Origin of the sequence: Chishuiella sp. (assembly GCF_032109125.1) — a bacterium.
Taxonomy (GTDB): Bacteria; Bacteroidota; Bacteroidia; order Flavobacteriales; family Weeksellaceae; genus Empedobacter.
The window spans coordinates 134,230-148,092 of the sequence record NZ_DAMCLZ010000004.1 but is presented as its reverse complement, the minus strand read 5'-3'; the positions used below and the strand labels follow the sequence as shown (position 1 = coordinate 148,092).

At 30.7% G+C, this 13,863-nt stretch carries 14 protein-coding genes; 11 read left to right on the top strand and 3 right to left on the bottom strand.

What is annotated here, in order from left to right; all coding sequences use genetic code 11:
- Positions 1-190: 190 nt before the first annotated feature.
- Positions 191-2,323: a DNA topoisomerase 3 gene (locus tag RT575_RS06520; RefSeq protein ID WP_313579673.1), complete on the bottom strand. Its 2,133-nt coding sequence runs from the start codon at positions 2,321-2,323 to the stop codon at positions 191-193.
- Between the two features lie 324 nt (positions 2,324-2,647).
- On the opposite strand from RT575_RS06520, the gene RT575_RS06515 reads away from it, so the two are divergent.
- From RT575_RS06515 to RT575_RS06500, 4 genes are all read left to right on the top strand, one after another.
- Positions 2,648-3,460 carry a MotA/TolQ/ExbB proton channel family protein gene (locus RT575_RS06515; RefSeq protein WP_313383796.1) on the top strand — a complete coding sequence of 271 codons (813 nt, stop codon included), beginning with the start codon at positions 2,648-2,650 and terminating at the stop codon, positions 3,458-3,460.
- A gap of 88 nt (positions 3,461-3,548) precedes the next feature.
- On the top strand, positions 3,549-4,139 hold the full coding sequence (locus tag RT575_RS06510) for a biopolymer transporter ExbD (protein WP_313383798.1): 591 nt from the start codon (positions 3,549-3,551) through the stop codon (positions 4,137-4,139).
- Between the two features lie 18 nt (positions 4,140-4,157).
- The gene (locus tag RT575_RS06505) at positions 4,158-4,685 is read left to right on the top strand and encodes a biopolymer transporter ExbD (protein ID WP_313383799.1); all 528 of its coding nucleotides are present in this window, start codon (positions 4,158-4,160) and stop codon (positions 4,683-4,685) included.
- 31 nt (positions 4,686-4,716) lie between these two features.
- Complete coding sequence (locus tag RT575_RS06500; protein WP_313383801.1) at positions 4,717-5,667, top strand: hypothetical protein; 951 nt, start codon at positions 4,717-4,719, stop codon at positions 5,665-5,667.
- A gap of 123 nt (positions 5,668-5,790) precedes the next feature.
- Here RT575_RS06500 and RT575_RS06495 read toward each other — a convergent pair whose 3' ends face one another.
- Together RT575_RS06495 and argB are read right to left on the bottom strand one after the other, a co-directional pair.
- Positions 5,791-6,858 carry a M20 family metallo-hydrolase gene (locus RT575_RS06495; RefSeq protein WP_313383803.1) on the bottom strand — a complete coding sequence of 356 codons (1,068 nt, stop codon included), beginning with the start codon at positions 6,856-6,858 and terminating at the stop codon, positions 5,791-5,793.
- The gene (gene argB, locus RT575_RS06490) at positions 6,852-7,619 is read right to left on the bottom strand and encodes an acetylglutamate kinase (protein ID WP_313579670.1); all 768 of its coding nucleotides are present in this window, start codon (positions 7,617-7,619) and stop codon (positions 6,852-6,854) included. Before argB ends, RT575_RS06495 begins: the two co-directional genes overlap by 7 nt.
- A gap of 250 nt (positions 7,620-7,869) precedes the next feature.
- Between argB and RT575_RS06485 the strand changes: the two genes are divergently transcribed.
- The 7 genes from RT575_RS06485 (at position 7,870) to carA (ending at position 13,862) form a co-directional block, all read left to right on the top strand.
- Positions 7,870-8,448: a GNAT family N-acetyltransferase gene (locus RT575_RS06485; RefSeq protein ID WP_313383806.1), complete on the top strand. Its 579-nt coding sequence runs from the start codon at positions 7,870-7,872 to the stop codon at positions 8,446-8,448.
- 70 nt (positions 8,449-8,518) lie between these two features.
- Positions 8,519-8,971 carry an ArgR family transcriptional regulator gene (locus RT575_RS06480; protein ID WP_313383808.1) on the top strand — a complete coding sequence of 151 codons (453 nt, stop codon included), beginning with the start codon at positions 8,519-8,521 and terminating at the stop codon, positions 8,969-8,971.
- Between the two features lie 5 nt (positions 8,972-8,976).
- Entirely contained in the window at positions 8,977-10,158 is a 1,182-nt protein-coding gene (argG, locus tag RT575_RS06475; protein ID WP_313579668.1) for an argininosuccinate synthase, read from the top strand.
- Between the two features lie 84 nt (positions 10,159-10,242).
- Entirely contained in the window at positions 10,243-11,229 is a 987-nt protein-coding gene (gene argC, locus RT575_RS06470; protein ID WP_313579666.1) for an N-acetyl-gamma-glutamyl-phosphate reductase, read from the top strand.
- A gap of 31 nt (positions 11,230-11,260) precedes the next feature.
- Positions 11,261-11,623 (top strand): four helix bundle protein, encoded by a 363-nt coding sequence (locus RT575_RS06465; RefSeq protein ID WP_313579664.1) that lies wholly within the window; start codon positions 11,261-11,263, stop codon positions 11,621-11,623.
- Positions 11,624-11,650: 27 nt separating this feature from the next.
- Positions 11,651-12,787 (top strand): aminotransferase class III-fold pyridoxal phosphate-dependent enzyme, encoded by a 1,137-nt coding sequence (locus tag RT575_RS06460; protein WP_313579662.1) that lies wholly within the window; start codon positions 11,651-11,653, stop codon positions 12,785-12,787.
- Positions 12,780-13,862 carry a glutamine-hydrolyzing carbamoyl-phosphate synthase small subunit gene (gene carA, locus RT575_RS06455; protein WP_313383814.1) on the top strand — a complete coding sequence of 361 codons (1,083 nt, stop codon included), beginning with the start codon at positions 12,780-12,782 and terminating at the stop codon, positions 13,860-13,862. The genes RT575_RS06460 and carA overlap by 8 nt, the downstream gene beginning before the upstream one ends.
- Position 13,863: the final 1 nt, after the last annotated feature.

Here is a 13,863-nt window from a genome sequence, read left to right as displayed (position 1 = left end):
TTTATAAAAAAATAATAATTTAAGTCCATAGATTTTTTTATAAAAGGATTTTCATTATTATCGTTATTGCTTTTTTTATGATATTTAGCGATAGAGGTTGAAGCGGCATCCTTTTATAACTTATTTTTTCAGTTATACAAATTGAATAAGTTGTAAAAGATACAGAGGAAAACTCGCTCGATTGCCCAAATTATTCTTCTAATTCTAATTCAAAATTTAAATCAAGAACTACTTTTCCAGATTTTTTAGTATTTGTTTCTGAATCAATAAAACCAGTCATTTTTCCAGTTTTTTGCTTTGTTAGTAAATCCAATAGTTGCTTATCCGTAAATTTTTTATTCATAAAATTAAAAGGAATTTTAAATCCACATTCCTTAAAGTTTGAACAACCATAAGCTGTTTTACCTTTCACTAATTTATGAACTTTACATTTAGGACAAGTAGCATCTTCAATATTAATATCTTCTTTTGGTTTACGTTCTTTCTTTGGTTTTTCTACTTCTAGTTGTTGATTATGAGAAGAAATTGGTCTGAAATAACTTGTTTTTACTTCATGTGTTAATTTACAAACCATCTCAATCAATTCTTGTTTAAATTGTTCTAGTTCGTACTCTCCTTTTTCTATCAAACGAAGTTTTCTTTCCCAAACACCAGTTAATTCAGGTGATTTTAATAACTCATTTTGAATAGTATCTATTAAATCTATACCAGTTTGAGTGGCAATTATATTTCGTTTTTTCTTTTCTATGTATTTTCGTCGAAATAAAGTTTCTATGATATTGGCACGCGTAGATGGTCTTCCGATACCATTTTCTTTCATTATTTCACGCATTTCTTCATCATCTACTTGTTTACCTGCAGTTTCCATTCCTCTTAGTAAAGTGGCTTCAGTGTAATGTTTGGGTGGAGTTGTTTTTCCTTTATGAATAAATGGTTCGTGAGGACCTTTTTCTCCAATTTCGAAAATTGGCATTATTTTTTCCTCACTTTTATCATCTTTTTTATCTTTTGCATAAACTTCTCTCCATCCCATTTCTAAGATTTGTTTTCCTGTAGCCTTAAAGTTGATAGCAGATAGAATACCATCTTTGTTTGTGTTTTCCACTTTACCTTCTACAGTTGTATTAGCAACTTTACATTCAGGATAGAATACAGCAATAAAACGACGAGCAATTAAGTCATAAACACGTTTTTCCTCGTTTGATAAACCTTGTGGGAATATTTCTGTCGGAATTATAGCATGGTGATCTGTTACTTTTGTATTATCAAAAACCGTTTTCGACATAGGAATTGGTTCTGCTAATAAAGGGCGAACTAACTCTTGATAAGCTGAAAGCTTATTTAAAATACCAATCACTTTGGGATATATATCCTCAGATAAATAAGTTGTATCTACTCTTGGATAAGTAACAAATTTTTTCTCATATAAACTCTGTACAAATTTTAATGTATTCTCAGCAGAGTAAGCATATTTTTTATTCGCCTCAACTTGTAGAGCTGTTAAATCAAATAACCTTGGATTTTTTTCTTTTCCTTCTTTTACTTCAAAATCAATAATTTCAAAATCTCTATCTTTTATAAAATCAAGACCTTGTTTTGCTTTTTCTTCTGTTTTTAAACGAGGAATTGTTGCATTAAATTCAACTTCTTTAAAAATTGTTTTTAATTCCCAATATTCATCAACCACAAAAGCATTTATTTCTTTTTGGCGTTGTACAATCATTGCTAGGGTTGGAGTTTGTACTCTTCCTATAGATAGAACAGTTTTTGGTGGAGCGAATTTTTTTGTAAAAAGTCGTGTAGCATTCATTCCTAATAACCAGTCACCAATTGCACGAGCTTGCCCTGCAGAAAAAAGATTAAAATATTTATCACCTTCTTTTAAGTTATCAAATCCTTCTTTTATAGCTTCTTCTGTAAGTGAAGAAATCCATAAACGTTTCATAGGAGCTTTAGTTCGAGCTTTAAGAAGTACCCAACGTTGTATTAATTCTCCTTCTTGGCCTGCATCACCACAATTTATAATTTCTTCTACATCTGTACCAGTAACTAATTTTTCAATAATTTTGAATTGTTTAGAAACTCCTTTATCCTCAATTAATTTAATTCCAAAACTGCTAGGGATCATAGGAAGATAGTTTAAATCCCAATTTTTCCATTCAGATGTATAATCTTGTGGCTCTTTCAAAGTACATAAATGTCCAAAAGTCCAAGTTACTTGAAATCCATTACCTTCGTAATAGCCATCATGTTTTTGATTGGCACCAATAACTTTTGCTATATCTTTTGCTACACTAGGCTTTTCGGCAATACAAACTTTCATAGATTTTGTTATAAAATGAAGTACAAAATTCAAAATAATAATTTAATTTTTTAAAAAAAATATGGATATGTATAAATATTGGATAAATTTGCATAGGTTAAAATTTTGTGAAGAGGCGGTTTTTGATAAAAATTAATTATTTTATTGTTAACTCTAGCGTTTTAGTAGATTTTTTTATTGTTAAATTCATAAAAAAGTAGACTGATTTTAAATAATCTAGAAAATTAACGCTATAACAACATAAAAAATTTAGAAGAATTAAAATTTTTTCACTTAATTTACACCCACATTAATAAAAATCATAATATTTAAAAGAATTAGTAAATGGAAAAGAATGTAACAGTACCAGCTAAAACTAAAAAGGGAGGTCTTAACCCTGTGATCACTATGATCATTTTAATTGCACTTGCAATGGGAATTTTCTATGGTTTATTTGGTCAATCAAGTAATTTTGAAGGAGGAGATGCAGCGAAAGGACATCCTTTAAATTTCTTAGGAATTGTTTATAAAGGAGGGGTGATTATTCCATTCTTAATGTCTTTCTTCTTTATGGTGTTAGTTTTCTCTATCGACCGTATTATTGCTTTAAACAAAGCTAAAGGAACAGGATCAGCAGAGAAATTTGTAAACGATGTTCGTGCTTTATTAAACAAAAATGAAATTAACAAAGCAATCGAATTATGTGACAAACAACAAGGAGCTATTGGAAATGTTGTAAAAGAAGGTTTAACAACTTTCAAAGCTTTAGAAAACGATACTTTATTAAATAAAGAACAAAAATTAGCTCAATTAGGTAAAACATTAGAAGAAGCTACAACTTTAGAGATGCCAACATTAGAGAAAAACATGACAATTGTTTCTACTATTGCATCTGTAGGTACTTTAATTGCCTTAATGGGTACAGTATTAGGTATGATTAAGTCTTTCTTCGCATTAGGAGAAGGTGGAGGATCTGTTGATTCTGCTGCATTATCAGTAGGTATTGCTGAGGCCTTAATTAATACAGGTATGGGTATTGGTGCTTCTGCATTCGCTATCATTATGTATTCTTTCTTAACTTCTAAAATTGATGATTTAACTTTCAAAATTGACGAAGTAGGAATGAGTATTCAACAATCTTTCTCTGCTCACAATTAATATTTTCTGAATAAAAAGCCTTAGAATTATAGTATAAGGATGCTTTATAAAAACAAATAATTTAGAATATTAATATAACACAGAGAAAATGGCAAGAGTAAAACCAAAAAGAAGAGGTCCATCGATGGACTTAACAGCTATGTCTGACATGGCTTGGCTTTTGTTATCTTTCTTTATCTTGACATCTAACTTTAGAGACCCTGAAGTAGTGCCAGTTGTTACACCAACATCAGTTTCTAACCAAAAAATGGCAGAAGAAAACATGATGATTATAAAAATCGATAATAAAGGACAATTCTTATTCGCTTTAGACGAAAAAGATCGTGTTCCTGCATTAGAGAGAATGGGTGATAAATATGGTGTTAAATTTACAGATGCTGAAAAGAATGCTTTCAAAAGCATTGTAGAATTTGGAGTTCCAATGAAGGATATGAGAAGCTTTTTGAATCAATCTCCGGATAATCAAAAAAAGTACAATCCTGGTATTCCATTAGATACAATACCTAACAAAAATCAAGAATTGATTGATTGGGTATTTGAAGCTCAAGAAGCGAACCCTAATCTTTTCTTAGCGATAAAAGGTGATCAAAAATCTGAATATAAACAATTCAAAACATTGATTGCTCAATTGCAAGAAAAGAATATGAATAAGTTCCAGTTAATTACATCTCAAGAATAATTATTAAGAAATTACAAAATGGCACAAATAGAAAGTCACGATGACGGTGGCGGGAAAAAAGTCCGCTCCAAAAAGAATTCGACGAAAGTCGACATGGCTCCTTTGGTTGATTTAGGTTTCTTATTAATTACATTCTTTATGTTTGCAGCGACTTCGATCAAACCAAACGTAATGAACTTGAATATGCCTCCAAAAATACCAAAAGATGTTGTACCTCCTACAGAGGTAAAAACTAAGAATTCGATTACAGTTATTGTTGCGAAGGATAACAAATTGTTTTGGTACCAAGAAGAGGCGAAAAATTTAAATGCTGGAAACTTAAATGAGACTGATTACTCAGCTTTACGTGAAATTATAACTAAAGCTGCAGCAGGAGCTCCTGATAAAGAGAAATTTACTGTAATTATCAAACCAATGGATGATGCAAGTTATGATAATTTAGTAAATGTGTTAGATGAAATGGAAATTACAAAGTCTACACGATACGGTATCGTTCAGATTGTACCTTTTGAACAAAAAGCGTACGACGAAAAAGTAGGTAAATAATTAGTTTAATTGTTAAATTTAAAAGAATAAAATGTCAGAAAATAACAAAAAACTAAAATCCTTAGACGAGATTGTATTTGAAGGTAGAAATAAAGCGTACGGAGCTTATGACTTGAGAATGTCTGAGAAAAGTACGTTATTGAAAGCTTTCATTCGTGGATTTGTAGTAATTGTAATATTAGCTTTCGTCGTTTTTGCATCAGGGACAGGATTGTTCTCTAGCAAAAAGAATAACGACGTTGTTGTTGATGTTCAGCTTGAAGATTTATCTTTACCAGAACCACCACCAGAAGAGGAGGAAGTGGTAGAGCCAGAACCAGAGCCAGAACCAGAACAACAAGAAAATCATTACCAAGAGGAAACGGCACAGGAGAAATTCGTAATGCCAGAACCTAAAGAACAACCTAAAAAAGAGGAAACTATTCCTCCAAAGGAAGAGTTGGTAGGTAAAGATTTATCTTTCGAAAAAAGAGAAGGTAAAGAGTCTACTGGTCAAACAGGAGGAGGACCAGTTAACTTAAATAAAGAAGCTCCTAAAAATACAACGCAAGCTCCAAAAACAGAAGATAAAGGAGATGCAGCACCTGCAACAGTTACTGCTCGTACTGCTGCTGTAATGGCTGTATATCCTGGTTGTGAAAAAGATGCTGCGAAAGGTAAACAACAAGCAACAGATTGTTTATCTAAAAAGTTAGGTGCTGATATCGGTGATGAGTTACAAGATTTTGCTAACGACGCAGCTGGTGAAGGATTATCAGGTGTTGTAGTTGCTAAATTAAGTTTCCAAATTGATACAAATGGACGTATTATTAGTATTTCTCCAATGGGTGATGCTAAATTAGGTCCAGAAGCAAAAAAAGCTTTACAACGTATTACAGATAGACAACAAAAAAGAGGAAAAACTATCAAGCCTGCACAAACAGAGGATGGTAGACCAGCTAAATTAAACTTTAGTATTCCTGTAAAAATGGCTATTGAGTAATCGATAAAAGTATATAAAAAAAAGAGGTTGAATTTTTCAACCTCTTTTTTTTATCTAAAATTCTAAATAATAAAAATCTCAGTAAATTTTTTACTGAGATTTTTGTTTTTTTATAATTGAATATTAAAATGAAAATCCATTTAATAAACTAATGTATCTTTCAATACCATGTTCTATTTCTGATAAATAAATATATTCATCAGGTGTATGAGAACGAGCAGAGTCTCCAGGTCCCATTTTTACAGTTTCAAAATTCATCATTGCTTGATCAGACATTGTAGGTGATCCATAAGTCATACAACCTAATTCAATTCCTTTCTGAACAATAGGATGATTTTCTGATATACGAGAAGAGTTTAATCGAAGAGATCTTGCTATAATATCTACTTTTGGTAAGTTATCTTTGATAATATCTACAACTTCTTGATTAGAATAAAGTTCGTTTACACGACAGTCAACAACTAAATTACATTCATCAGGTACTACATTATGTTGTTTACCTGCGTTTATTTGTGTAACAGTCATTTTTACTGGGCCTAACATATCAGAAATTTTTTGGAATTGATATGTATGAAACCAATTGATAACTTCTACGGCTTCACTAATTGCATTTATTCCTTCATTACGTGCAGCATGTCCTGTTTTTCCTTTTACAGTTACGTCCATTACAACTAATCCTCTTTCAGCAATAGCCATATCCATTTGTGTAGGTTCTCCAACAATTCCTAAATCTATTTTAGGTAGGTTAGGAAGAATACTTGCAACATTTAATTCTCCAGAACTTTCTTCTTCAGCTGTAATTGCTACAATTAAATTGAAAGGTAAATCTTCATTAAGAAAATTAATATAGGTAGCAAGTAAACTAACTGCAGATGCTCCTGCATCATTACTTCCTAGTCCAACTAATTTATCACCTTCAATAGTAGCCTTTAGAGCATCATAAGTCCATGAAGAGCCAAATTTTACTGTATCATGATGAGAATTTAGTAAAATAGTCTTTTTATTTTCATCAAAACCAGGATGAATACTCCATACATTGTTATTTTGACGATGAGCTGTAGCACCATGATCAGTTAAAAAATTGAAAATGATATCAGCAGTTTTATCTTCTTCTCCAGAAAAAGATTGTGTTTCGATTAATTGACATAATAAATCGACAGCTTTCTTTTTTAGAATAGCTAATTCTAACATAATATTGTTTTAATATCTGAATTAATGTTTTGGGCGTGTACTAAACATACATTTTTAACACCCGATTTAATAACATTGAATGAATTATCTAATTTGGGAATCATTCCTTCGAAAATTACACCTTCTTCTTTTAATTGCAAATATAAATTTTCGTTAATTTTAGGAATTAATGTAGAATCATCATTAATATCTTTTAAAACTCCAATTTTATCAAAAACAAAATTTAACTCAATTTCATTTTTAGTAGCTAATGCAACAGCGATTGTAGAAGTAATTGTATCAGCATTAGTGTTTAATAATAAACCATTTCCATCGTGCGTTATCGCACAAACAACAGGAGTTATACCTTGGTCAATCAATAATTGGAATAATTTTGTATTAATACTGTTTTCAGTTAAATCACCAACAAAACCATAATCAATTACTTTTACAGGCCTTTTAGATCCTCGTATTGCATTTCCATCTGCTCCAGATAAACCAAGTGCATTACAACCGAATTTTTGTAATGTAGAAACAATATTTTTATTAATGTTTCCAGCATATAAACCTGTAACAACTTCTAGAGTTGCTTTGTCAGTAATTCTTCTTCCATCAACCATTTTAGGTTCAATCCCAAGTTGATTTAACATTTTTGAAGCACCTTTTCCACCTCCATGAATAAGTACTTTTGGACCTTCTATTGTTGAAAACGTTTTTAAGAACTGTTCTAATTCTTGTTGGTTATCAATAATTCCTCCTCCTATTTTAAATATTTTCAGCATGTTAATAAATATAAAAAAATTGTTTGATTTTTTTGGTATGACAAAAATAAAGTATTTAACTTTGCATCTCAGTATAATAACTGAATATCTTATTGATTAATGGAAGAAATTACTGAAACTATTCTTCTCGATTATGAGAGTCGCTTTCTAAATGAAAGCAAAAAAGTCTTTTCTCATAAATTTTTTATGTGTGATGAAAAATTTTCATCTTTTTATATTTTTTCTCAATTAATCAATTTTCCCTTAAATTATGTATGTTAGAATAGCAAATGCAGATGATGCCATGTACACAGAATTGTTGTGCGAATGGTATGAAGAGTCCGCCCGTATGAGAAAGACGGGAATTGCTAAACGAAATCCTGTTTATCTTGAACGTAAAATGCGCAATGGAAATGCAGTGATTGCTTTTGATGATGAAGATCAAGTAGCAGGCTTTAGCTATATAGAAACTTACGAAGAAGAAAAATTCGTAGTCAATTCAGGTTTAATTGTTCGTACAGATTTGAGGAGTTCTGGAATTGGTAGAGAAATAAAACATGCAGTTTTTGAATTATCTCGTACAAAATTTCCTAAATCTAAAATCTTTAGTATTACAACATCTTTAGCTGTAATGCGAATGAATACTAAATTAGGATATAAACCAGTCACTTTTTCTGAACTAACACAATCAGATGAATTTTGGAATGGTTGTAAAAGTTGTAAAAACTATCATATCCTAATGGAAAACGATCGAGAGCGATGTATATGTACAGGTTTAGTATATGACAACCTTGATGATGATTATACAACTAAAACAACAGAAAGTAACGATAAAAAAAATATTGAATAAATATACGAACTAAGGTTTTTTTTTGTCTAAAATGAGTATATTTGCATAAAATATCGAATAAATATTCAAAATGAGTAATAAAAAATACAGATTTCAAATTATCAGAGATTTAATAACTGATCAGGAAATAAGCAATCAAGATGAATTATTAAAGAAATTAATTGATTTAGAAATCTCGGTTACTCAAGCAACTTTATCGAGAGATTTACGCGAATTGAAAGTTTCAAAAGTTCCTAATAGTTCGGGACAGTACATTTATCGCTTAACAGAGTCTAATGTTCCTTCAACAATTGTTACGCATAACGAAAAAGTATCTTTAGTTTTTTCTCAAAATATTGGAGTAATAAAAACTAAACCAGGTTATGCGAATCGAATTGCATTCGAAATAGATAATACATATTTTAAAACTATTTTAGGGACAATAGCTGGAGACGATACAGTACTGATAATAATGAAAGAAAACTGTACTAGAGAAGAAGTTACAGAAGAGTTAAGAAGAATTATTCCCAATATAAACAAATAGAACAAATGAGCAACAAAGCAGTTTTAGCTTACAGTGGAGGTCTGGATACATCATACTGTTTAGTTAATTTAACAAAAGAACAAGAAATGGAAGTACATACAGTAATTGTAAATACTGGTGGATTTTCTCAAGAAGAATTAAAAGATATAGAAACTAGAGCTTATGAATTAGGTTCTTCTAAACATGTAACAATAGATATTACAGATAAATATTATAATGATTGTGTACGTTATTTAATCTATGGTAATGTTTTAAAAAATAACACATATCCTTTATCTGTAAGTGCAGAGCGTATGTTTCAATCTATAGCAATCGCAGAATATGCTAAAGAAGTAGAAGCAGAATACATTGTTCATGGATCTACAGGAGCAGGAAATGATCAAATTCGTTTTGATGTTGCATTTGCAATTATTTCTCCAAATTCAAAAATTATTACTCCTATTCGTGATGAAAAATTATCTCGTCAGCAAGAAGTTGAATATTTACAGGCAAATGGAGTTAATTATAGTTGGGAAAAAGCAAAATATTCAATTAATAGAGGTATTTGGGGAACTTCTGTTGGAGGTGTAGAAACATTAACTTCTAATGAAGCTTTACCAGAAGAAGCTTATCCTACACAATTATCAAGAACTGAACCATCTGTAATTGAAGTAGAATTTGAGAAAGGAATTCCTGTAGCTTTAGATGGTGAAAAACTATCTCCAGTTGCTTTAATTCAAAAATTAAATGAAATAGGAGGTGAGTACGCAATTGGTCGTGATATTCATATCGGAGATACAATTTTGGGAATAAAAGGTAGAGTAGGTTTTGAAGCACCTGCTGCTTATCTTTTAATTAAAGCACATCATTTATTAGAGAAACATACCTTAACGAGATGGCAATTGTTACATAAAGATTCATTGTCAAACTGGTATGGTACATTATTACACGAAGCACAATATTTAGATCCAGTAATGAGAGATATAGAAGCCTTTTTAGAATCTTCTCAAAATCATGTTACTGGAAAAGTGAAAATACAATTAAATCCTTATCATTTTTCTATGATTGGAATTGAATCACCTTATGATATGATGCAGTCTAAAGTAGCTATTTATGGAGAAGAAAATGATGCATGGGATAGTAGAGACGCAAAAGGTTTCATTAAGATATTTGGTAATCAATTAAAGATTGTTCATAGTTTTGATTAATTGATTTAGTTAAAGTGGATTCATTAAATTGATTCCACTTTATTTTGGTTAAAAAAATAGATAAATAAGCACACAAAACATAAAATGGTAGACAAAATTAATATAAGTATTGTAGGAGGCGCAGGCTATACTGCTGGAGAGCTACTGAGGATATTGATTCATCATCCGAAAGTAAATGTCTCGTCAGTATACAGTACGTCGAATGCAGGTAACCCCGTTACTAAAGTACATGATGATTTATTAGGTGAAACAGACATCGTATTTTCGGATAAAATAGACGAAAATTCAGATGTCGTTTTTTTGTGCTTAGGTCACGGAAAATCTGCTGATTTTTTAAAGAATAATAAGTATGCTACTAAAACAAAGATTATTGATTTAAGCAATGATTTTCGTTTAAATGCAGATCATATCTTCGAAGATAGAACATTTACTTATGGGTTACCAGAAGTAAACAGAGAAGATATAAAGTCAGCAAAAAATATTGCTAATCCAGGATGTTTTGCAACAGCAATTCAATTAGCATTATTACCATTGGCTGAAAAAAATGAGATAAAAAATGATATACATATTAATGCTGTAACAGGTTCTACAGGAGCTGGACAAAGTTTATCTGCATCTACACATTTTAGTTGGAGAAATAATAATGTATCTTTTTATAAAGAATTTTCTCATCAACACGAAGGTGAAATTTATCAAACTCTTCATCAATTAGAAAAGGACTTTAACAATAAAGTTTATTTTTTACCAATGCGAGGAGATTTTGCTCGAGGAATTTTAGCTGGTGTTTATGTAAAGTCTGATTTATCTGAAGATGAGGCAAAACAAATCTTCAATGATTATTATAAAGATGAACCTTTTACTCACGTATCAGATACTCCAATTGCATTAAAGCAAGTTGTAAACACAAATAAATGTTTATTACATGTGCAGAAACAAGATGATGTTATATTAATTACATCTATTATTGATAATTTGACTAAAGGTGCTTCTGGACAAGCTGTAGAAAATATGAATTTAATGTTCGGTTGGGATGAAAAACTTGGACTTAGCTTGAAAACGGTAGCGTTTTAAGTTTAATGTTTAAAGTCTAACGGTAAACGATATGCAAGATTTTAGAAATATAAAAGTTTGGAGTGAGTCTCATCAATTAACATTAAAAGTTTATGAGATAACATCTGAATTTCCTAAATCTGAAATGTTTAATCTAACATCACAGTTAAGAAGAGCTTGTTTATCAATTCCAAACAATATAGCAGAAGGTTGTGGAAGAAATTCTGATAAAGATTTTTTACGTTTTCTTCATATCGCTTTAGGTTCTACAAATGAAACACTTTACTTATTAATCCTATCGAAAGATTTAAAATTAATAACAAACGAATCATTTTTAAAACTTGAAGATAAAGTTGAAAAAATAAAAGCAATGTTATTAGCTTTTATAAAAACAATTAATAATCGTTTAGCGTAAACCGTTAAACGTAAAACTAAAAAAAAAATGAAACTATTCGACGTATATCCATTAATGAATGTAACTCCGGTAAAAGCTAAAGATTGTATTCTTTGGGACGAAAACGGAAAAGAATATTTAGACCTTTATGGTGGTCATGCAGTGATATCAATTGGTCACTCACATCCATATTATGTAGAAAAAATTACAGAACAAATCAATAATATAGGATTTTACTCAAACTCAGTACAAATTCCAATTCAACAGGAATTGGCTGAGAAGTTAGGTAGAATTTCAGGTTATGAAGATTATACATTATTCTTATGTAACTCAGGTGCAGAAGCAAACGAAAATGCAGTAAAATTAGCTTCTTTTCATACAGGAAAAGACCGCGTAATTGCTTTTAATGGAGCTTTTCACGGGAGAACCTCAGGTTCAGTTGCATTAACAGATAATCCAAAAATTGTTGCACCATTTAATGCACATCATAAAGTATCTTTTGTAGATTATAACATTGATCAAATTAAAAAAATAATCGCAGGAGGAGATGTTGCAGCTATTATTTATGAGCCAATTCAAGGTGTAGGGGGAATCATTTTACCTACAGATGAATTTATTCAGGAATTGAGAAAGGTTTGTACAGATAACGGAGTAGTTCTTATTGCTGACGAAGTACAATGTGGTTATGGACGTTCAGGTAAATTCTTTGCACACCAACATTCTGATATTAAAGCTGATTTAATCACAATGGCAAAAGGAATGGGAAATGGATTTCCAATTGGAGGAGTTTTAATTTCTCCAGAATTCAAAGCTTCTTATGGGTTATTAGGAACAACTTTCGGAGGGAATCATTTAGCTTGTGCAGCTGCAGTAGCAGTTTTAGATGTTATTGACCAAGAAAACTTAATTCAAAATGCACAAGAAATAGGAGAATATATAGGTATACAACTTAATAAATTTCCTAAAATAAAAGAAGTTCGTGGAAGAGGATCTATGGTAGGAATTGAATTTGATTTTCCTATAGGGGAACTTAAAAACAACTTATTAACAAAACATAACATATTTGTAGGTTATGCAGGAACAAATGTTATCCGTTTGTTACCTCCTTTAACAATAACAAAAACATACGTAGATAAATTCATCAACGCATTACAAACAGAAATAAACATCATCATCAATGGATAAGAATGTAAAAATCGTCTTTCAGGACGGATTGGAAATTGAAGGTAAATCTTTTGGGGCTTATACTTCTGCTGCTGGAGAAATAGTTTTCAATACAGCAATGGTAGGTTACAATGAGAGTTTGACAGACCCTTCTTATAAAGGGCAAATAATGGTAATGACTTTTCCAATTGTAGGAAATTATGGAGTTCCAGATGATAACGCTTTAGTTGATGAAATTGAAGCATGGGTAGAATCAAATAAAATTCAAGTAACAGGATTAGTAGTATCTTATTATTCTGATGATTATTCACATTGGAATGCTATTCAAAAATTAGGAGATTGGTTAAAAGCTCATAATATTCCTGGTGTTTACGGAGTAGATACTCGTGCTATAACAAAAAAATTACGTGAAGAAGGTTCTACATTGGCAAAAATTGAAGCTGATGAGAAAATAGATTTTTATGATCCTAACGTTGTAAATTTAGTTGATGAGGTATCTATCAAAGAAGTAAAACGATACAATGAAGGAGCTGACATAAAAATCGTTTTAATTGATTGTGGAGTTAAAAATAACATTATTCGTTGTTTCGTTAAACGTGGAGTAGAAGTGATTCGAGTGCCTTGGAATTATGATTATTCAACATTAGAATATGATGGATTATTTATTTCAAACGGACCTGGTGATCCAGAAATGTGTGATGTAACAATAGAGAATCTTAAAAAATCTTTACAAGAAGATAAACCTATTTTCGGAATCTGTTTAGGAAATCAGTTAGTTAGTTTAGCAGCTGGTGCTTCAACATTCAAGTTAAAATATGGTCACCGTTCACACAACCAACCAGTACAATTAGTAGGTACAAAAAAATGTTTTATCACTTCTCAAAATCATGGTTTTGCAGTAGATGATTCTAAATTACCAGAAGGTTTCAAAACTTTCTTTACAAATTTAAATGATGGAACGTGTGAAGGAATTCGTCACGAGTCAAAACCTATATTTACTGTTCAATTTCACCCAGAAGCAATGGGAGGTCCAGTAGATACAGAGTATTTATTTGATGAATTTATATCAGAAGTAAAAAAATATAAAAACGCATAAT

What these genes read in the sequence shown, in the direction of transcription:
- RT575_RS06465 (WP_313579664.1), top strand. Translation starts at nt 11,261, where the DNA reads ATGCAAGATTTTAGAAATATAAAAGTTTGGAGTGAGTCTCATCAATTA.
- RT575_RS06480 (WP_313383808.1), top strand. Translation starts at nt 8,519, where the DNA reads ATGAGTAATAAAAAATACAGATTTCAAATTATCAGAGATTTAATAACT.
- argC (WP_313579666.1), top strand. Translation starts at nt 10,243, where the DNA reads ATGGTAGACAAAATTAATATAAGTATTGTAGGAGGCGCAGGCTATACT.
- RT575_RS06515 (WP_313383796.1), top strand. Translation starts at nt 2,648, where the DNA reads ATGGAAAAGAATGTAACAGTACCAGCTAAAACTAAAAAGGGAGGTCTT.
- RT575_RS06485 (WP_313383806.1), top strand. Translation starts at nt 7,870, where the DNA reads ATGTATGTTAGAATAGCAAATGCAGATGATGCCATGTACACAGAATTG.
- RT575_RS06510 (WP_313383798.1), top strand. Translation starts at nt 3,549, where the DNA reads ATGGCAAGAGTAAAACCAAAAAGAAGAGGTCCATCGATGGACTTAACA.
- RT575_RS06520 (WP_313579673.1), bottom strand. Translation starts at nt 2,323, where the DNA reads ATGAAAGTTTGTATTGCCGAAAAGCCTAGTGTAGCAAAAGATATAGCA.
- RT575_RS06495 (WP_313383803.1), bottom strand. Translation starts at nt 6,858, where the DNA reads ATGTTAGAATTAGCTATTCTAAAAAAGAAAGCTGTCGATTTATTATGT.
- argB (WP_313579670.1), bottom strand. Translation starts at nt 7,619, where the DNA reads ATGCTGAAAATATTTAAAATAGGAGGAGGAATTATTGATAACCAACAA.
- RT575_RS06460 (WP_313579662.1), top strand. Translation starts at nt 11,651, where the DNA reads ATGAAACTATTCGACGTATATCCATTAATGAATGTAACTCCGGTAAAA.
- carA (WP_313383814.1), top strand. Translation starts at nt 12,780, where the DNA reads ATGGATAAGAATGTAAAAATCGTCTTTCAGGACGGATTGGAAATTGAA.
- RT575_RS06505 (WP_313383799.1), top strand. Translation starts at nt 4,158, where the DNA reads ATGGCACAAATAGAAAGTCACGATGACGGTGGCGGGAAAAAAGTCCGC.
- argG (WP_313579668.1), top strand. Translation starts at nt 8,977, where the DNA reads ATGAGCAACAAAGCAGTTTTAGCTTACAGTGGAGGTCTGGATACATCA.
- RT575_RS06500 (WP_313383801.1), top strand. Translation starts at nt 4,717, where the DNA reads ATGTCAGAAAATAACAAAAAACTAAAATCCTTAGACGAGATTGTATTT.